The organism is Enterobacter cloacae complex sp. 385G4, assembly GCF_057320665.1.
Genome location: NZ_JBXWDD010000002.1, coordinates 257,632 through 276,104 on the forward strand (window position 1 = coordinate 257,632; position 18,473 = coordinate 276,104).

At 55.3% G+C, this 18,473-nt stretch carries 17 protein-coding genes; 4 read left to right on the plus strand and 13 right to left on the minus strand.

Features of this window, described 5'->3' with window-relative positions; translation table 11 throughout:
- Positions 1 to 150 precede the first annotated feature (150 nt).
- Complete coding sequence (gene rhlE, locus AC2FAJ_RS09150; protein ID WP_485454058.1) at positions 151 to 1,533, plus strand: ATP-dependent RNA helicase RhlE; 1,383 nt, start codon at positions 151 to 153, stop codon at positions 1,531 to 1,533.
- Between the two features lie 97 nt (positions 1,534 to 1,630).
- Positions 1,631 to 3,808: an ATP-dependent DNA helicase DinG gene (dinG, locus tag AC2FAJ_RS09155; RefSeq protein ID WP_485454059.1), complete on the plus strand. Its 2,178-nt coding sequence runs from the start codon at positions 1,631 to 1,633 to the stop codon at positions 3,806 to 3,808.
- Here dinG and AC2FAJ_RS09160 read toward each other — a convergent pair.
- The 5 genes from AC2FAJ_RS09160 to AC2FAJ_RS09180 form a co-directional block, all read right to left on the minus strand.
- Entirely contained in the window at positions 3,795 to 4,298 is a 504-nt protein-coding gene (locus AC2FAJ_RS09160; protein WP_047362738.1) for a fimbrial protein, read from the minus strand. The genes dinG and AC2FAJ_RS09160 overlap by 14 nt on opposite strands.
- 5 nt (positions 4,299 to 4,303) lie before the next feature.
- Entirely contained in the window at positions 4,304 to 5,293 is a 990-nt protein-coding gene (locus AC2FAJ_RS09165) for a fimbrial protein (RefSeq protein WP_045630918.1), read from the minus strand.
- Positions 5,294 to 5,315: 22 nt separating this feature from the next.
- A complete protein-coding gene (locus tag AC2FAJ_RS09170; RefSeq protein ID WP_447087976.1) occupies positions 5,316 to 7,859 on the minus strand; it encodes a fimbria/pilus outer membrane usher protein in 2,544 nt (847 codons plus the stop codon).
- 26 nt (positions 7,860 to 7,885) lie between these two features.
- The gene (locus AC2FAJ_RS09175) at positions 7,886 to 8,560 is read right to left on the minus strand and encodes a fimbrial biogenesis chaperone (RefSeq protein WP_447087977.1); all 675 of its coding nucleotides are present in this window, start codon (positions 8,558 to 8,560) and stop codon (positions 7,886 to 7,888) included.
- A 69-nt stretch (positions 8,561 to 8,629) separates the two neighbouring features.
- Complete coding sequence (locus tag AC2FAJ_RS09180; protein ID WP_028012440.1) at positions 8,630 to 9,166, minus strand: fimbrial protein; 537 nt, start codon at positions 9,164 to 9,166, stop codon at positions 8,630 to 8,632.
- Positions 9,167 to 9,421: 255 nt separating this feature from the next.
- Between AC2FAJ_RS09180 and ybiB the strand changes: the two genes are divergently transcribed.
- Entirely contained in the window at positions 9,422 to 10,384 is a 963-nt protein-coding gene (ybiB, locus tag AC2FAJ_RS09185) for a DNA-binding protein YbiB (protein WP_366928307.1), read from the plus strand.
- A gap of 119 nt (positions 10,385 to 10,503) precedes the next feature.
- Here the strand turns inward: ybiB and ybiJ are convergent, their stop codons facing one another.
- From ybiJ to mcbA, 3 genes are all read right to left on the minus strand, one after another.
- A complete protein-coding gene (gene ybiJ / locus AC2FAJ_RS09190) occupies positions 10,504 to 10,764 on the minus strand; it encodes a DUF1471 family protein YbiJ (RefSeq protein WP_014883102.1) in 261 nt (86 codons plus the stop codon).
- A gap of 286 nt (positions 10,765 to 11,050) precedes the next feature.
- Positions 11,051 to 11,317: a DksA/TraR family C4-type zinc finger protein gene (locus AC2FAJ_RS09195; RefSeq protein ID WP_028012442.1), complete on the minus strand. Its 267-nt coding sequence runs from the start codon at positions 11,315 to 11,317 to the stop codon at positions 11,051 to 11,053.
- 124 nt (positions 11,318 to 11,441) lie between these two features.
- Positions 11,442 to 11,708, minus strand: a complete 267-nt coding sequence (gene mcbA / locus AC2FAJ_RS09200; RefSeq protein ID WP_028012443.1) for a DUF1471 family periplasmic protein McbA — start codon at positions 11,706 to 11,708, stop codon at positions 11,442 to 11,444.
- A gap of 243 nt (positions 11,709 to 11,951) precedes the next feature.
- On the opposite strand from mcbA, the gene rlmF reads away from it, so the two are divergent.
- Positions 11,952 to 12,863: a 23S rRNA (adenine(1618)-N(6))-methyltransferase RlmF gene (rlmF, locus tag AC2FAJ_RS09205; RefSeq protein WP_041910718.1), complete on the plus strand. Its 912-nt coding sequence runs from the start codon at positions 11,952 to 11,954 to the stop codon at positions 12,861 to 12,863.
- A gap of 45 nt (positions 12,864 to 12,908) precedes the next feature.
- Here rlmF and ybiO read toward each other — a convergent pair whose 3' ends face one another.
- The 5 genes from ybiO to dps form a co-directional block, all read right to left on the minus strand.
- Complete coding sequence (ybiO, locus tag AC2FAJ_RS09210; protein ID WP_248112992.1) at positions 12,909 to 15,122, minus strand: mechanosensitive channel protein; 2,214 nt, start codon at positions 15,120 to 15,122, stop codon at positions 12,909 to 12,911.
- A gap of 124 nt (positions 15,123 to 15,246) precedes the next feature.
- Positions 15,247 to 15,969 (minus strand): glutamine ABC transporter ATP-binding protein GlnQ, encoded by a 723-nt coding sequence (gene glnQ / locus AC2FAJ_RS09215; RefSeq protein ID WP_485454060.1) that lies wholly within the window; start codon positions 15,967 to 15,969, stop codon positions 15,247 to 15,249.
- Complete coding sequence (glnP, locus tag AC2FAJ_RS09220; protein ID WP_003858462.1) at positions 15,966 to 16,625, minus strand: glutamine ABC transporter permease GlnP; 660 nt, start codon at positions 16,623 to 16,625, stop codon at positions 15,966 to 15,968. The genes glnQ and glnP overlap by 4 nt, the downstream gene beginning before the upstream one ends.
- 93 nt (positions 16,626 to 16,718) lie before the next feature.
- Entirely contained in the window at positions 16,719 to 17,462 is a 744-nt protein-coding gene (gene glnH / locus AC2FAJ_RS09225; protein WP_014831177.1) for a glutamine ABC transporter substrate-binding protein GlnH, read from the minus strand.
- 361 nt (positions 17,463 to 17,823) lie between these two features.
- A complete protein-coding gene (gene dps / locus AC2FAJ_RS09230; RefSeq protein ID WP_008501171.1) occupies positions 17,824 to 18,327 on the minus strand; it encodes a DNA starvation/stationary phase protection protein Dps in 504 nt (167 codons plus the stop codon).
- Between the last annotated feature and the right edge of the window lie 146 nt (positions 18,328 to 18,473).

Here is an 18,473-nt window from a genome sequence, read left to right on the forward strand (position 1 = left end):
TCGTCGAGGGATACGACAGGGATATTTTATGCGCCACGTCACAAAAGCTGCTACACTCCGCACCTTCGCGACATTGTGGTTTTTGTCCTTCTATTCGTGATATCTCCCTGAAAACTACACCTGTGATGGTCGGGGCGGTTCGGAGTTTTTATGTCTTTTGATTCCCTTGGCCTGAACCCGGAAATTCTGCGCGCGATCGCAGAGCAGGGCTACGTTGAGCCAACCCCTATCCAGCAGCAGGCTATTCCGGCCGTGCTTCAGGGCCGTGACCTGATGGCCAGCGCCCAGACCGGCACCGGTAAAACCGCGGGCTTTACCCTGCCGCTGTTAGAGCTGCTGGTAAAAAACCAGCCACACGCCAAAGGCCGTCGTCCGGTGCGCGCGCTGATCCTCACCCCAACCCGCGAGCTGGCAGCCCAGATTGGCGAGAACGTGCGTGAGTACAGCCGCTATCTCAACATTCGCTCGCTGGTGGTTTTCGGTGGCGTGAGCATTAACCCGCAGATGATGAAGCTGCGCGGCGGCGTGGACGTGCTGGTGGCAACGCCGGGCCGTCTGCTGGATCTGGAACACCAGAACGCGGTGAAGCTCGACAGTATTGAAATTCTGGTGCTGGACGAAGCCGACCGCATGCTCGATATGGGCTTCATTCATGATATTCGTCGCGTGCTGGCGAAGCTGCCGCCGCGTCGCCAGAACCTGCTCTTCTCCGCGACCTTCTCCGATGAGATCAAGGCGCTGGCGGAAAAGCTGCTGCATAACCCGCTGGAAGTGGAAGTGGCGCGCCGCAACACCGCTTCCGAGCAGGTGACGCAGCACGTTCACTTTGTGGATAAAAAGCGCAAGCGGGAGCTGCTCTCCCAGATGATCGGTCAGGGCAACTGGCAGCAGGTGCTGGTCTTTACCCGCACCAAGCACGGCGCGAACCACCTGGCGGAACAGCTGAATAAAGACGGCATCCGCAGCGCGGCGATCCACGGTAACAAGAGCCAGGGGGCGCGTACCCGTGCGCTGGCGGACTTCAAATCCGGCGACATCCGCGTGCTGGTGGCGACCGACATCGCTGCCCGTGGCCTCGATATTGAAGAGCTGCCGCACGTGGTGAATTACGAGCTGCCAAACGTCCCGGAAGACTACGTTCACCGTATCGGCCGTACCGGTCGTGCGGCGGCAACAGGTGAGGCGCTCTCTCTGGTCTGCGTGGACGAGCACAAGCTGCTGCGCGACATCGAACGCCTGCTGAAGAAAGAGATCCCGCGCATCGAAACCCCGGGCTATGAAGTGGACCCGTCCATCAAAGCGGAGCCGATTCAGAACGGACGTCAGGGTGGTGGTCGCGGTCAGAGCGGCGGTGGTCGCGGCCAGCAGCCGCGTCGTGCTGAAGGTGGCGCGCCGAAGTCATCCGGCAAACCGCCGCGTCGTAATAACGACGGCAAGCCGGCGGGTGAAAGCCCGTGGCGCAGCGGCGAAGGGAAACCGGCAGGCGAGGGGCAGCGCCGACGCCGCCCGCGCAAGCCTGCTAACCCGCAGTAATCTGGAAGCCCGGTCGTAAAGCCGGGCTTTTCTTTTTGCGACGGCGAAGAGAAAGTGCCACAATAGTGGCTGTTTATACAGTATTTCAGGTTTTCCAATGGCTTTAACCGCGGCGCTGAAAGCGCAAATAGGCGCCTGGTATAAGGCGCTTCAGCAGCAGATCCCCGATTTTATCCCCCGAGCGCCGCAGCGGCAGATGATTGCCGACGTGGCAAAAACGCTCGCCGGGGACGACGGGCGACATCTGGCGATTGAAGCCCCGACCGGCGTTGGGAAAACCCTGTCGTATCTCATTCCCGGCATCGCTATTGCGCGGGAAGAGGACAAAACGCTGGTGGTCAGCACTGCGAACGTGGCCTTGCAGGATCAGATCTTCAGCAAAGATTTGCCGCTGCTGCGCAAAATCATCCCCGATCTCCGCTTCACCGCCGCCTTTGGGCGCGGGCGCTACGTCTGTCCGCGTAACCTGGCAGGGCTTGCCAGCAGCGAGGCGTCGCAACAGGATCTGCTGGCGTTTCTCGACGACGATCTCACGCCAAACAACAAAGCCGAGCAGGAGCTCTGCGCAACGCTGAAAGGCGATCTCGATGGCTATAAATGGGATGGCCTGCGCGATCACACCGATAAAGCCATCAGCGACGATCTGTGGCGCAGGCTCAGCACCGACAAGGCCAGCTGCCTGAACCGCAACTGCCACTACTATCGCGAATGTCCGTTCTTCGTCGCGCGGCGCGAAATTCAGGAAGCCGAAGTGGTGGTGGCTAACCATGCCCTGGTAATGGCGGCGCTGGAGAGCGAAGCGGTGCTGCCGGAGCCGAAAAACCTGCTGCTGGTGCTCGACGAAGGCCACCATCTGCCCGACGTGGCGCGCGACGCGCTGGAGATGAGCGCAGAAATTACCGCGCCCTGGTTCCGCCTGCAGCTGGATCTCTTCTGCAAGCTGGTCGCCACCTGCATGGAGCAGTTCCGGCCAAAAACCACGCCGCCGCTCGCGGTGCCGGAGCGTCTGAGCGACCACTGTGAAGAGGTCTATAGCCTCATTTCCTCCCTGAACACCATCCTGAACCTCTATCTTCCTGCGGCCCAGGAGGCGGAACACCGCTTTGCGATGGGCGAACTGCCGGACGAGGTGATGGAGATTTGCCAGCAGCTGGCGAAGCATCTGGAAAAGCTGCGCGGGCTGGCGGAGATGTTCTTAAACGATCTCAGCGAGAAAACCGGCACCCATGACGTTGTTCGCCTGCACCGCATTCTGCTGCAGATGAACCGTGCGCTCGGAATGTTCGAAGCCCAGAGCAAGCTCTGGCGGCTGGCCTCGATGGCGCAGGCGTCGGGCGCGCCGGTCACCAAATGGGCCACCCGGGAAGTGCGGGACGGGCAGGTGCATCTCTTTTTCCACTGCGTGGGCATCCGCGTGGCCGATCAGCTGGAAAAGCTCATCTGGCGCAGCGTGCCGCACGTGGTCGTGACCTCCGCCACGCTGCGCTCCTTGAACAGCTTCTCGCGGCTGCAGGAGATGAGCGGCCTGAAAGAAAAAGCGGGCGATCGTTTTGTCGCGCTGGATTCGCCGTTCAACCACTGCGAGCAGGGCAAGCTGGTCATTCCGCGCATGAAATATGAGCCGCTTATCGACAACGAAGAGCAGCACATTGCGGAAATGGCGGCCTACTTCCGCGAGCAGGTCGAAAGTAAAAAATATCCCGGCATGCTGGTGCTGTTTGCCAGCGGGCGGGCGATGCAGCGCTTCCTGGAGCACGTCACCGACCTGCGTTTACTCCTGCTGGTGCAGGGCGACCAGCCCCGTTACCGGCTGGTGGAAACGCACCGCAAACGTATTGATAACGGCGAGCGCAGCGTGCTGGTGGGGCTACAGTCCTTCGCGGAAGGGCTGGATTTGAAGGGGGATTACCTGACGCAGGTGCATATCCATAAGATCGCCTTCCCGCCTATCGACAGCCCGGTGGTGATCACCGAAGGCGAATGGCTGAAGAGCCTCAACCGCTATCCGTTTGAGGTGCAAAGCCTGCCTGCGGCGTCGTTTAACCTGATTCAGCAGGTCGGGCGCTTGATCCGTAGCCACGGATGCTGGGGCGAGGTGGTGATTTATGACAAACGTCTGCTCACCAAAAACTACGGCCTGCGGCTGCTGAATGCGCTGCCGATCTTCCCGATCGAGCAGCCGGACGTGCCGGAAGTAAAAAAACGCCCGGCAAAACTGGCTGCCGGGCGTCGAAAAAGCCTCCGTGCTAAGGGGCGCGGTCCTACTGGTAAGTGAATGTCACCTGAATCACGCTGCTGAACGTACCCGCGCTCACCGGCATGGAGGTGGCGTAATAACGTGCGGAAAGCGGAAACGTCGCCGTGTGGTCACTCGGATTAATGGCGACGTTAAAGGCGGCCTGTGGGGCAATGAGTATCTTGTCCTGACGGTCAGCCAGCTCCAGCGCCAGCCCTTTCGCGCTGCCTATATTGGCAAATTTTGTCGGGTGCGCGCTGTCTGCCTGGCCGTAGAAATAGGCGGTGGCGAGGGCAAGCGTGGCCGGACAATGCGACACCGAAAGGGAAAAGTCTTTCCACTCGCCGGTATCGCCTACATCTTTAAAATTGCCCGACACCGCCTGACCTAAATCTACCGTCAGGTTGCGGCTGGCACTGTCTACGACGCAAGTATTAGCGTAAATATTACCCGTCATCTGGATCTGGATATCATCCGCGTTAGCGTACGATGTCAGACCCAACAGCAGAATTATCAGTATTTTTTTCATGGCAGTTATTTATAGGCGAGAGTGAGGGTGGCGACCGTGTTCGCCGGGCCAGGGAGAACCTCCGGTTGCGTTTGCATGTAACGAACCTGGAACGGGATCTCCAGCGTTTCATTGGCTTCTGCCGGGCGCTGGGTGCTGACGTAGTTGTCGAAGGTGGCGATGTTGCCGTCAAACAGCATCCTGACGCCCACCCCTTTTGCCGCTCCGCTCTCGGGGGTCAGTTTTATCACCCCTTCAAATCCCTCTTCGTACCCGTTCGCACTGGTGATCTTCACTTCCGGCTGTACGGTAGTATTACAGTTCACGCTAACGTTGAATTCCTGAGCAGGTTGTGAGAGCGTGCCCACGCCAATAAAGTCGCTCACCGGGAAATCGCCCAGGTCGATGGTGAGGTTTTTTGGCAGCACAGAACATGTGACGGTTTGCAGGTTGATGTTTCCGGCGTAAGCGATATGGTTTGGCGAGCCGATCCCTTCATGACCGAAGACGCCGATGCCAAATTCAGTTTGTGATTGCACCAGCGTACCGGACGTCACTTCGCTACTGGTTTTAACCAGTTCCAGCGTCACATCAAAATTGAAGGACAGTTGCCCGTCATCTGAGACATAACCAATGGGCATGGCGCGCGAGTCGCACTGAATGCCACCTGCACCGCTGATTCGCTGCCCTTTGTCATTCATCAGCGCGATACCGATGCCTGGTACGCCGGAATCATAGACACCCTTCATGCCGGGGATTTCAGCGCCGGTACCGTAATAGCAGGCGACGATTTCCAGCCCGCTGTCGATGGATTGATCGCAGTGCCCCGCAACATGCGCAGTCTGTTCCGTGCCGGGAATGGTTTCGCCCACCGCAAGCGTGGTCGGAACTGAAATCGAGGCGACGTTAATCATCTTCGGCATATCCGGCGTGGAACAGGTGGCCTTTGCGTGCGGCATAAATAACGCGGCGGTGCCGAGAATCAGTAAGAAAAAGCACTGTTTAATCATTTGCATAATCGTTAGCCTGAACGGTGGATCAGTGACACTGCGCGGCAGCGTTAATGATGCTGGTTTTCTCTTTCTCATCCGTTAGCGCATAGTCAGCGATGCAGTGCTCGCTCGCGTCCTGTCCCCAGGAAACGGCGAGATGCCCCTGCTGCGGCAGACCCGAGAGATAGGTCTGGCCGTCATTACCGACAATAAATTCGCTGTCCTTATCCTCTGTGGTGACCGTCGCGCCGAACGGCAGCGGTTTGCCGTTGTGCGTCAGCGTCATCAGCACGCGGTTGCCCACGCGGGTGTTAAAGCTGGCGCGCACCACGGCCCCGCGAGTTGGGGTGACGACCTGCGCGGCGTGGGTGACGTCGGCATTGTCCGGCAGCGTTTCGGTATCCAGCGCAATGGTGTTGTGGCGATACGCGGTCACAAACGGGACAACGGTGTAGCCGCGGAAGTCGGTTTCAACGCCGGTCTGATTAGTGATATGCGTCCCGTGCGTGCCCGGCGCTTTCACCAGCGCGATGGTCTCACCGAGCGGCTGGCTCAGGGTGATGCCATTCGCATGGGCAACCACGCCGCCCTGCAACCCAACGTTAACGGTCTGCTGATATTTGTCCTGACTGACCCCTGCGCTCGCTTCGCCATAGGTTGCCTTGTAATCGGCGTTTATGCTGATGGAGTTACCGCTGCCGGTGCTGCTCAGCCCTTCCTGAACATTCCAGTTCAGGTTGTCTTCCTTCAGCGCGGTGCCGTTCAGGCCGATATTCTGCGTCGTACCGTCTTTGGTATTGTTCAGGTTGTAGGTGGCCCAGGTGTTATGCATCCAGTGGTCCAGCGGCACCGAGACGCTCAGCGCGAACTGGTTGTCGTTCGTCACCTCATTGCCGTCTTCATCGCTGTCCTGGGTGTTTTTGTTCATGCTGTAACTGAGGCTGTAGCTCACCCCATGCCAGCTGTTGTTGTAGCTGACGCTCATGGACGTTATGTTCTGGCTCTGGCTCCAGTAGGTTTCTTTCACCATGCTCAGGGTTAGGGAACCCCAGCCTTCCGGCAGCGTCTGGTCGACGGTGGCTTCGGTACGGGCGCGGCGCTGCTGCGGTTCAGACCAGTCGTCAGAGCGGGTATACGACTCCATGGTGTCTTCCAGGGTGTAAAACCCTTTGCTGTTATAGCGGTAGCCGGCCAGCGAGAAGTTGGTGCCTGACTGGGCGATATCTTTGCTGTAGCGCACGCGCCACGACTGGCCTTTGCTGGCCTGCTGTTTTTTCAGCAGGGCTTTGGCGCGAGTGACGTCAATGGAGAAGGCGCCTAAATCGCCCATGTTTTTCCCGACGCCCACCGCCTGAGACTGATAATGGCTGCTCTGCTGAACGCCGCCGTAGGCGGTGATACCGTAGGGTAAACCGTAGATGGCGCTGCCCTGGGCAAACGGGGTCTTTTCGACATCGTTGTCATAGGAACGATAACGCCCGGCGGTCACGCTGTAGCGCAGGTTTTTTTCACGCTGCAAGACCGGCACGGAGGCAAACGGCACGACAAAATGGCTTTCGCTGCCGTCGGTCTCTTTCACGGTAACCTGCAGGTCGCCGCTGCTGCCGGTGGGGTAGAGATCGTTAATTTCGAAGGCACCCGGCGCGACCGTGTTCTGATAAATGACGTAGCCGTTCTGGCGAACCACCACCAGCGCGTTACTGTGGGCTGTGCCGCGGATAATCGGCGCGTAGCCTTTCTCGCTGTCCGGCAGCATGTCGCTGTCGGATTTCAGCTCCACCCCGGTGTAGGGAACGCTGTCAAACACGTCGGCAGGGGATGAGCTCTGGCCGACGGTGATGTCGCTTTTCATTGCCACGATATCGCGTTGCGCATAGGTATAAACGGAGGTGAATTTCTGCTCCTCCTCATGGCCCGTGGTGCTGCGATTCCAGGTGGAATAGTTGCGAATGCGCCATGCGCCAACGTTCAGGCCTGGGCGCAGGTTTACGTACTGGCTGCTGTTATCCTGCTCACCGTGCTGTCGCGCGCGGCTGTGGCTGGCATTGGCGCTGTAATTAAGCAGGCCCGCAGTGATCCCTTCGTCAAACTCTTTCGGGTCAATGTAACCGCGAGGTACCTGGCCCAGCGCCGTTTGAGGGATGCTCATCAGCAGCTGCTGGTTGCGAACGCGAAAGGTGGCGGATGCCGAAGGAATGACATGTAAATCAGCACACTGGCCTTTGGCCATCAGCTGCGGAAATTTTTTGGTTTTGATGCCGAGGCTTTTTAATTCCTCAAGGCTAAAGCAAGGCTGCAGCGTGCTGTTGCCCTGCGAATCTTTCTGAAGCGTAAAGGTCACGTTGCGGGTATCAATTTTATTATTATTGATAAATACCGCGACTTCATATTTCCCCGGCGCCTGACCTGGCCCTTTTTCATAGATGGACAGATCGGTTTTACCCTGCTGGGGATTATCAATATCCAGCAGGGCAGGGTTAAAATAATCATCAGCCATAACCTGCTGCGCAAAGATCGCCATTGCCAGGCCAAAAAGAATGACCAGCAATGACGACAATCGGCAGGTGAACGGCTTTTTATGGCTGTACATGATTATTTTATTATCGGGGAAAAGTATTAATGAACGGATTTCGACCAGTTATGGCTGATGCTGCCGTAATCAGTAATAATGGAATACGTCACGTTCGAGCCTCTGACATTACCCGGTATGGCAAAATGCGTTTCTGTTTTTGGCACGGCCCAGGTCGCTTTCGTCACTTTTTGACCATTCAGGGTGACCGCCTGGAAATTCATATAAAACGGGGTGGGATTATTCACCACGAGGTCGTTCCCTTCGCGGCGCCATTCAAGTTTATCCGCCACATCTTCTGGTCTGCCTTTTACCGCAGACGGGCGATACAGTAATTTAATTCGAGTATTAATGGCGATTTGCAGCGTATTTACCCCCTCAACGTGTTTTGAGGAAGGGATTGCTTTAATGTTCAACCAGTACAGGGATTCCCTGTCTTCCGGTAAATTTCCGCCCGTACGCACCACGCGCAGAACGTTATCTTCGTGCGCATCCAGACGGAAAAGCGGCGGGGTGATCAGGAACGGGGCTTTGGCCAGGTTTTTACCGCCGGAATCAACCCAGGACTGCACCAGATAATCCGTCGCATCTGGATTTGAAAGACCAAGAGAAGATTCCTTTTTATCTCCCTGATAGACCAGTCGGGTGCCGTTAATAATGACCCCAGCATGTGAAGCAGTTGCTACCAGTAAAAGCGTGCTCAGTAAATAACCGTGGCGCATAAAGATTTCTCAATGAATAGAGAAGATATTAATGCTCGCGAAAGCATTAATATCCCCGGATTGATAAGATCAGTTATAAATAACGGTGAAGGTTGAAACGGAGTTAGCAGGGCCTGCGGTAATTGCCGGGCCGGTTTGGATATAGCGTGCGCCGAACTCCAGATCGTTAACCGCCGTGCCGGAGGTTAACTGATACTGCTGAGACGGCGTATACAGGCTGACAGGCTGCTGCGAGGCATCCACCAGCTGAATCGCCACCCCTGTCGCCGCATCGGTATCTGGCGTTAAGGCAAGCGTCGAATTGTTATTCGCATCCGGTGTTCCGCCAAAGTTAATGGCGGCGGAGGTGACCGTGTCAGGACAATTCGTTAACTGAATATCAAACTTCGTTAAGGTGCTGGTAGAGCCTGCACCGGTAAATACCGTTTTAGACACTTTCCCCAGCTGTACATTTAATGGATTACTTAATCCATTTACGACCTGGCAAGCAGAATCGATAATTTCGCCGGTGAAGTTTATTTGCCCTTCACCGTTCGTTGCCGCAAACGTGGATGCAGAACATCCCACCGCTGCGGCGATGATTAAACCTAAAGCAACCTTGTTCATAGCAAATCCTGATATGTTTCGGGTGAGAGCGTTGCCTGGACGTTTTCACCGTTGACCCTTAATGACTTTCCGCTGGTTATTTAATCAAAAAATGTATGAATACGAATCTGCTATAGAAATCACAAATAATTGAAAAAAAGCTTGTGTTTATTTTTTTCTATTAAAACAGAAGGTTGTCTTAAGGGATAAAAAACTAACGGATAGCCATTCATCAGGGCTATAGTGTTAACAAGATAGGCTGTCAGGAGGAATGTCGTGGATTATCGCAAAATTATCAAAGAGGTAGGACGCGGGAAAAACCACGCCCGCGACCTGGACCATGAAACCGCTCGCGCGCTTTACACCCGTATGCTCAACGGCGAGGTACCGGACCTGGAAATGGGCGGCATCCTGATTGCGCTGCGTATCAAAGGCGAAGGCGAAGCGGAGATGCGTGGTTTCTACGAGGCGATGCAGGCGCAAACGCTGCGCTTAACACCGCCAGTGGCAAAACCGATGCCGATTGTGATCCCGAGCTATAACGGGGCGCGCAAGCAGGCAAACCTGACGCCGCTGCTGGCGATATTGTTACATAAGCTGGGGTTCCCTGTGGTGGTACATGGGGTCAGCGAAGATCCCACGCGCGTACTGACAGAAACCATCTTTGAACTGCTGGGCATTGAACCGACCCTCCATGCCGGCCAGGCGCAGGCAAAGCTGGAGGGGAACCAGCCGGTCTATATTCCCGTTCGTGCGCTCTGCCCGCCTTTGGAAAAGCAGCTGGACATGCGCTGGCGCATGGGCGTGCGTAACAGTGCGCACACCCTGGCGAAGCTGGCAACGCCGTTTGCTGAGGATGCCGCACTGCGCCTTTCCAGTGTTTCTCATCCGGAGTACGTGACGCGCGTCGGTCAGTTCTTTGCCGAAATCGGTGGACGCGCACTGCTGATGCACGGAACAGAAGGGGAGGTGTACGCCAACCCGCAGCGTTGCCCACAGCTGATGCTGATCGATTCTATCGGTACGCGCGTTGTGCTTGAGCGCGGGGAAGAAAACAGCGATGTGATTCTGCCGGAGTCAAAAGATCCGCAGGTTACCGCGCACTGGATTACGCAGTGCCTGGCCGGAAATGTGCCGGTCCCACAGTCGATCAAACTGCAAATGGCCTGCTGCTTGCTGGCGACAGGGGAGGTAGAGACGGTGGAAGCGGGGTTACAGCGGGTGGCACAGTCGTTTTAAGCAAAAAAAAGCCCGTCCAGTGGCGGACGGGCAAGCAAGGGTAACAAACAACAGGGTCAATGAGGGTTGGAGCAGCTCACCAGAGGGTTTGGCGAGGGTACAGCATTCATTTCAGGCGATTATTTGTAGATAACCGCAGTACCGCTCAGCTTGTTATTGGTGTTAGCGGAGGTGATGGTGTATCCGCTTGCACCGGCAGCAGCGGCTTTCTCAGCCAGCTTGGCTTCCAGGCCGTCCAGCGTGGTCGCGCCTTCTGCACTTACCACACCGATTTTATTCATGCTCTGGGCCTGAGTGGATGAAACAGGCTCTACGGCGAATGCGCCGAAAGACAGAGCGGACAGGGCAACAGCAGCTACAGCATATTTGATGGTTTTCATAATTAATCTCTCGCAGGTGTTTTCTGTTAAGGGGACGATGTTCCGTCGATGTGATAAGTATCACGTTTTTTCCTGAGGGATAAAATCGAAGAGAATTGACGTGATCGGTCAAAAAAATTGAATGACAAATAACTTATTGAATATTAATAAATTCAAACCAGCGCTTTACACTTCTTGTGGATGCGCTTTACAGAAGAAAGATGAAGGGCACATTTTGCTACGCGGTTCGCTAAAAACCGTGAGCGTAAAGGTAAGTGCAGGCAGGGTTAACTTAGGTAAAGGAGAGTCAGCGTAACTGGCTATCTTTCGATCCTCTGCGATTATAACCTGAATGTGACGCATTTTTTGAATCTTTATCCTGCTGGCAGGTAATGCATAACCTTACGCCTGGAATGGCTTTACGCCGCGCCTCCGGGATCGGCTCTCCGCATTCTTCGCACTCCTTCAAACTTTCGCCGCGCGGAATCTCACCGCGAGCGCGCGCAACCGCATCTTCAATGGTACTGTTGATCTGTTCGTTAACGGCGTCGTCATTCGCCCAACCGGAAGCCATGGCATCCTCCTGAAATCGGTTTATACCCTGCTTTTAATATGGGGTTAAAAAATGAACAATCAAGATAAAGCGGAAATGAACTGCATCCGGCGGGCAGATGCAGTCTTGTTGTGGAGGAAAAAAATTATTTATAGATGGTTGCTGTGCCGTACATATGGTTATCTCCGCCAGCGGAGTTCACGACAAAGCCTTTCGCACCTTCCTGGCGGGCTTTTTCGGCCAGTTTATTCTGCAGATCGTCCAGGTTACTTGCGCGACTTACCGAGACGGTGCCCGCCGGACGCAGCTGGCTAGTATCGGTACTTTCATTCAGTGACTGAACGGCCATCGCAGAAAATGAAGCCGTTGCCAGGGCGCCGGCGATAACAGCAAGGGTCAGGTACTTTTTCATAATCACATCCTCATGAGGAAACAACAGGTGATTCCCTTTAAGTTTAGAAGCCTGACGAGTGTGACTTAGCGCAAATATTTGATGATGATCTGCTTATTTTTTGAACGATAAAAACTGAAGATTCGCTGACAGATCATAGACGTAGAGGTGTTTGATTTACGGTGTTTTTTTAAGCGCCGCAGAGAAAGATTTACCGCTGGGCCAGCAGAGGGTATCTTACGCCGCTGTTTAAAGGAGAACGCCATGACTTCCCAAAAGCCGGGATTGCACCCACGAAATCGCCACCGCAGCCGCTACGACATGAACGCCCTGTGCCAGAGCTGCCCTGCGCTGCAGGACTATATTGTCCAGACCCCAGCGGGTGAGCCGACCGTCAATTTTGCCGATCCGCAGGCGGTGAAAACGCTGAACAAAGCCCTGCTGGCGCATTTTTACGGTGTGGCTCACTGGGATATTCCGGAAGGCTTTCTCTGCCCCCCTGTGCCGGGCCGCGCTGATTACGTTCATCACCTTGCCGATCTGCTTGCCGAAGATCGTGACGGCGCTGTACCGCAGCAGGCTTCCATCCTGGATATAGGCACCGGGGCAAACCTGATTTACCCGCTGATTGGCGTACATGAATATCACTGGCGCTTTACCGGGAGCGAAATCGGCGCCGAGGCCTTTGCCAGCGCGCAGGCGATTATCAGCGCGAACCCTGGCCTGAGCCGTTCCATTCGTCTGCGTCGTCAGAAAGAGGCGGCTTCCATCTTCAACGGCATAATTCATAAAAACGAAAGCTATGACGCTACGATGTGCAATCCGCCGTTTCATGATTCGGCGGCAGCGGCTCGCGCGGGCAGCGAACGTAAACGCCGCAACCTCGGTCAGGCGGAAGACGCCGCGCTGAACTTCGGCGGGCAGCAGCAGGAGCTGTGGTGCGAGGGCGGTGAAGTTGCCTTCATCCTGCGCATGATTGCGGAAAGCCAACAGTTTGGCCGTCAGGTGAAGTGGTTCACGACGCTGGTTTCCCGCGGGGATAACCTGCCGCCGCTCTACCGCGCGCTGAGCGAAGCGGGTGCCGTAAAAGTGGTGAAAAAAGAGATGGCGCAGGGCCAGAAGCAGAGCCGCTTTATCGCCTGGTCGTTTATGGACGATAACAAACGTCGCAAATAGTATCCCGCCGTAGGCCGGTTAGGGCAAAGCCGCCACCCGGCTCGGTTACAGCGTCGGCTCCTGCGGAGGGAGCGGCGAGGCGGGCGGCGACAATACCTGATACGTCTGCACCGGCGTTCGCACGTTCGCCAGATCGAAGTGCTTTTTCACCATGCTGTCGAGGGCAAAGCGCACCGTCCACTGCTTCAACGGCTGGGTGGTGAACGACACGCGCAGGGTGAACGCCGTGTTGGTCAGCCCAACGATGCCGGCAAACGACGGTTCGCCAATCACCAGCCCGCGAATATCCTCCATTTCCATCAGTTCACTGACCGCATCCCGCAGCGCCTGCTTCGCTTTGTCGGCATCCTCATGACGATCCACATCGTAGTTGGCCACAACGGAGCCAATGCCGCGCACAAAGTTAGCGAAGGTAGTGATCGATGACCAGGGAATGATGTGATATGCCCCTGTATCCTGACGCACGCCTACCGAGCGAATCGACATCCGCTCCACGGTACCGGTCAGCGGCCCGATGGTCACCAGATCCCCTGTGTTCATCCCGTTCTCAAACTGGATAAAGATGCCGGTAATAATATCCTTAACCAGCGTTTGCGAGCCGAAAGAGATCGCCAGCCCCAGCGCGCCTGCACCTGCCAGCAGCGGGGCGATATTCACGCCGATTTCCGATAGCACAATCATGATGGTGATGGTGCTGATGATCACCGCCAGCGCGTTGCGGAACAGCGTCAGCAATGTGCGGGCCCGTGCGCTGGGGAGCGGTCTACCGTGAATATCCGATACCAGACGGTTCTCGATAAGGCTCGCCAGCAGCGTCCAGCCGACGGCGGAGAAGAACAGAATCAGCGCGATACGAATTAAAATATCGACGGTCTTCTCGCCTGCGCCGTTATGCAGCCAGTTCCAGAAATCAAACAGGCTCCACGCATTCAGCAGCAGCATGATCGCCACGCAGACGGTAAGAATGCGCGCCACCTTAAGCGATACCGACATCCAGCCGTTCACCCGTTTTTGCAGTTCCGGATAATTACGCTGGACCTGCGGCGACAGGGTGATGGTTTTCGAGATCCAGCGGGACAACAGCCCGGACACAAACGCCGCGATGCCGATAATTGCCAGGCTTTTAAACGTCGCCCCCATCATAAATTTCAGGCTGTTTCCCGGGTCGAACAGCGAGAAGAAGCACAGCACAATAAAATACGCGCTTGCCAGCCAGTGCCACACCAGCGCGAAGGCGCGGATAAACAGACTGAAGAAAGAGAGGGAACGGTCGGCCAGATGCAGCAGACTCTCGGTGATCGTCCTTTTATTGTGAAAGATAAGGTACAGAGACCAGACGGTAATACAGAGCATAATCAGCACGTTCGCCAGCGCGCCAAACTGCACGTTGACCTGGTTGGAGATAATCGGCACGGCAACCAGCAGGCCGTATCCTATCAGCCCGCTGAGCACGCTTAGCCGCACGGCCCAGTATTTCGCGCTGTCGTCGTTGATGTTGAAAGGGCGAAGTTCAGGCACGCGCGGGCAAAAGATGACGCGCAGCACCGCTTTAAAAAATTCGATGAGCGCAAACGCATTCAGGAAGAGCGCATGCTGGAAGGCAATGGTTTTGTTGCCCGTATTGAGGTGGTCCGCCAGCACCTGACCGACAAACAGCGTCAGGGCCAGCAGCAGTAAATCGATGATAAACGCTCCGGTAATCATGGCCGGGAGGTGCAGCCAGCTGCTTTTATGCTGATTTTTTTTCCGTCCCCAGTGGCCCATCTTCCGGTAGAGCGGCCAGGCGCACAGGCGCAGCAGCCAGTAAAAAATGAACACGGCACCCGCCAGAATCGCAAACTGCGTGGCGGCTGCGGTGAAGGTGTGGGGATTAAAAGGTTTATGCGAGGTGCCAACAAGATTTCGATAGAGCTGGGCAAAACGTGACGACAGGGCTTCCCCGTAGCGACGGCTGATGTCGGTGACGTTTTCCAGTACCGTCTTTTCCTCTTCGATCTGCGGTGGCGTAATGGTCGGAACCGGATCCTGAGGCGGCGTGGCGGCCACCTTCCTCAACTGATCGATCAGCTCCTGCCGGGAGGTGTCATTCTCAAGGACGTCGGCAAGTGCGCTATAGGCCGCTTTTTTTTGTTCTGCATCCGGCTCCGGAGGCGGCGTATTTTGCTGAGTAGCAGTTGCTCCGGTGGTGACGCCGGGGATTGCCACGGCGAGCGATGGCGTACTAAACAGGCTTATCAACAGCAGCAGGATCCACGGCACGGCGTCCTCCGACAAAAATATCGTGCAAAATGATAAGTATAGAGGGCGAGAGGCGGAGGGGAGTTTTTGGGAACAATCTGGCGTAAAAAAGCCGGGCAAGCCCGGCTCGGTATGTAGCGAGGGATCAGGAGACGTGCTGCAGGAACTCCTGCAGACGCTGGCTAGGCGGATTCGCGATCAATTCCTGCGGGTTACCGTCTTCGGCGATGCGGCCTTTATCAATAAAGATCAGGCGGGAAGCCACTTTCTCAGCAAAGCCGATTTCGTGGGTCACGATCACCATCGTCATCCCTTCTTCCGCCAGATCCTGCATGACTTTCAGCACCTCGTGGCGCAGCTCCGGGTCGAGTGCGGACGTCGGCTCATCAAACAGCATCATCTTCGGTTTCACCGCCAGCGCGCGGGCAATCGCCACGCGCTGCTGCTGGCCACCGGAGAGCTCGGAAGGGTAGTGGTGCGCACGCTCCGCCAGGCCAACCTTCGCCAGCAGATCTTTTGCCAGCGCTTCCGCCGCCGCTTTGTTGGCACCGCGCACGCGCATTGGGCCAAACATCACGTTTTCCAGCGCCGTCAGGTGCGGGAACAGGTAGAACTGCTGGAACACCATGCCCGCTTCCTGACGAATCAGACGCTCGTCCACTTTCGGGTCGTTTACCTTCAGACCGTCAACGATCAGATCGCCGCTGGTGATCTCTTCCAGCTTGTTGATGCAGCGCAGCAGGGTCGATTTACCGGAACCGGAAGGCCCGATAATCACCACCACTTCACCCTGCTTGATATTCAGATCGATATTGTGCAGCACCTGGGTTGGGCCAAAGTGCTTGGAGACGTTTTTAAATTCAATCACAGGATTTTCATCCTTCTTTCAAGACGGCGCAGAACGAAGCTCAGTACCAGCGTAATGATCAGATAAACGACGGCGACCGCACTCCAGATTTCCAGCGCGCGGAAGTTGCCTGCAATAATTTCCTGGCCCTGACGGGTCAGTTCGGCCACGCCGATAACGATGAACAGCGATGTATCTTTAATGCTGATGATCCACTGGTTACCCAGCGGCGGCAGCATGCGGCGCAGCGCCAGCGGGAGAATAACGTGACGGATCGTTTCGCGACGAGAAAGACCTAATGCCAGACCGGCTTCGCTGAAACCTTTATGAATCGACAGCACCGCCCCGCGGGTGATTTCCGCGATGTAGGCGCCCGAGTTGATCATAATGGTCACGACGGCCGCGCTGAACGGATCGATGCGCAGGTCGGTGAAGGCCATTGGCAGGGCGAAGTAGATAAACATGACCTGCACGACAATCGGGGTGCCGCGGATCACTTCGATGAAAACCAGTGCGATGTGGTTTGCAATCCAGCCACCGTAGGTGCGGGCGAAACCGGCGACAAGACCGATAATCAACCCACCTACCAGACCCAGGACCGAAATCCACAGGGTCATTTTAGCGCCTTCAAGCAAGAGTGGAATGGCAGGCCAGATGGCGCTCCAGTCAAACTGCATGATGTATTCCTGTATACCGTGGTGAAAAACGAAAAATGTAGGCCCGGCCAGCGTGAGCGCCGCCGGGCGCTATAAACCTGAATTCAGGTAAAATTATTTAGGCTCAGTACCGAACCATTTTTTATAGATTTCGTTGTAAGTGCCGTTCTCTTTCAGCGTTTTCAGTGCGCCGTTAACTTTCGTGCGCAGATCGTCGCTGCCTTTCGGGAACGCGATACCGTACTGCTGAGCTTCCAGAGAGTCGCCCACGGCTTTGAACTTGCCGTTACCAGCCGTTTTAATGAAGTACAGGATGTTCGGCGTGTCGTGCAGAACAGCGTCAGCACGGTTGGTGCCGAGTTCCATATACGCGTTGTCAATGTTCGGGAACTGGCGCAGGTCTTTGGTTTTGATGTTCGCTTTCGCGTAATCCACGGAACCGGTGCCGCTTTTCACTGCCACCACTTTACCGTCGAGGTCTTTCACGCTTTTTACGTCGTTATTATCCGCTTTGACCATCACCAGCAGGCCGCTTTTGTAGTAGCCGTCAGAGAAGTCGATCGCTTTTTTACGTTCTTCGGTAATGGTGATGCCCGCCAGCGCCAGATCGACGTTTTTGGTTTGCAGCGCCGGGATGATGCCGCTGAAGTCCATCGGCTTCAGGGTGTAGTCCAGTTTGAGTTCTTTGGCGATAGCGGCCCACAGATCAACATCAAAACCAACGTATTTGTCACCCTGTTTGAATTCAAACGGAACGAACGCCGTGTCGGTCGCCACAACCAGTTTGTCGGCAGCCTGAGAGGACACCGCAAAAGCCAGGGTAAGTGCAGCCAGTGAAACTTTTAATACAGACTTCATAGCATTTCCTTTTATATCCACGGGGCGATCCCCTGCGAGAACGACTGGCACAATGAAAAAATCGTGCCAACTTTACAAGCTGTTGTTTTACAAAGGGGATGAAATCATACATTGCACAAAAAGCGTGGCAATGATGTCGTGTTGCACCAGCATGGAGCACCATTTTGGTGCGCTTCGTTTGGGTCAACTGACGGGGAGATATTAAGCGTAAATTCTGACGAAAAAACAATCTTCCATTAACGGTTGTGTGAGGTGATTATTACAATTTATTCACTTTTGCACCGTCTCAGGCAAAAACTGTGCACCATAAATGTGCAAAACCCTCACCAGAGGCGAGGGTTTGACAGGAAAGTCTTATGGATTACTCGATGTTAGATTCGATAAACCACAGGAACTGATCCAGGTCGCGGGATGCGGCGGTGAAGATGTCTGCGGTATCTTCATCCTTGGCTTCGCTAATCGCTTTGCGCACGTCATTGGCCACAATCGCGTAGCGGTCCGCCAGCTCTTTCAGGTGATCCTGAACAGTGTGGATATCCAGCGGGTAGCTTTTCAGCGGCGTTTTGCTGTTGATCACCTGCGTGGTCCCAAGCGCGACACCACCCAGCTGAACGGCACGTTCAGCCATCGTATCGAGGTGTGTCACCAGTGCTGTGCGGAAGCCATCCAGCATTTCATGGACGGCAATGAAGTTTGCACCGCGCATATTCCAGTGGGCCTGTTTGGTGATCAGCGAAAGATCGATGAACTGGATCACCTGGCGATTCAGCAACTCAATGGTCGCTTTTTTGTCGCTATCCGATACATCGTTACGGGTATAAAGCAGATTAGACGCTTTCGTTTTCACCAGTTTAGCGGTACTCATAATCTCATATCCTCTTGATGTTTATGTCCCAGGTAATTACGGAACTAAGTATAGCACCGGATTTTTTCTCTGCGGTCTGGCTGTGCCTATCGGTTTAATAGCAAGAAGGAGGTTGATAATTTAATTCATTGAAATTAATAGATAAT

Excerpts from the sequence above, each read along its gene's own strand:
- rhlE (WP_485454058.1), top strand. The coding sequence starts at position 151 with ATGTCTTTTGATTCCCTTGGCCTGAACCCGGAAATTCTGCGCGCGATC.
- dinG (WP_485454059.1), top strand. The coding sequence starts at position 1,631 with ATGGCTTTAACCGCGGCGCTGAAAGCGCAAATAGGCGCCTGGTATAAG.
- AC2FAJ_RS09160 (WP_047362738.1), bottom strand. The coding sequence starts at position 4,298 with ATGAAAAAAATACTGATAATTCTGCTGTTGGGTCTGACATCGTACGCT.
- AC2FAJ_RS09165 (WP_045630918.1), bottom strand. The coding sequence starts at position 5,293 with ATGCAAATGATTAAACAGTGCTTTTTCTTACTGATTCTCGGCACCGCC.
- AC2FAJ_RS09170 (WP_447087976.1), bottom strand. The coding sequence starts at position 7,859 with ATGTACAGCCATAAAAAGCCGTTCACCTGCCGATTGTCGTCATTGCTG.
- AC2FAJ_RS09175 (WP_447087977.1), bottom strand. The coding sequence starts at position 8,560 with ATGCGCCACGGTTATTTACTGAGCACGCTTTTACTGGTAGCAACTGCT.
- AC2FAJ_RS09180 (WP_028012440.1), bottom strand. The coding sequence starts at position 9,166 with ATGAACAAGGTTGCTTTAGGTTTAATCATCGCCGCAGCGGTGGGATGT.
- ybiJ (WP_014883102.1), bottom strand. The coding sequence starts at position 10,764 with ATGAAAACCATCAAATATGCTGTAGCTGCTGTTGCCCTGTCCGCTCTG.
- AC2FAJ_RS09195 (WP_028012442.1), bottom strand. The coding sequence starts at position 11,317 with ATGGCTTCCGGTTGGGCGAATGACGACGCCGTTAACGAACAGATCAAC.
- mcbA (WP_028012443.1), bottom strand. The coding sequence starts at position 11,708 with ATGAAAAAGTACCTGACCCTTGCTGTTATCGCCGGCGCCCTGGCAACG.
- rlmF (WP_041910718.1), top strand. The coding sequence starts at position 11,952 with ATGACTTCCCAAAAGCCGGGATTGCACCCACGAAATCGCCACCGCAGC.
- glnP (WP_003858462.1), bottom strand. The coding sequence starts at position 16,625 with ATGCAGTTTGACTGGAGCGCCATCTGGCCTGCCATTCCACTCTTGCTT.
- glnH (WP_014831177.1), bottom strand. The coding sequence starts at position 17,462 with ATGAAGTCTGTATTAAAAGTTTCACTGGCTGCACTTACCCTGGCTTTT.
- dps (WP_008501171.1), bottom strand. The coding sequence starts at position 18,327 with ATGAGTACCGCTAAACTGGTGAAAACGAAAGCGTCTAATCTGCTTTAT.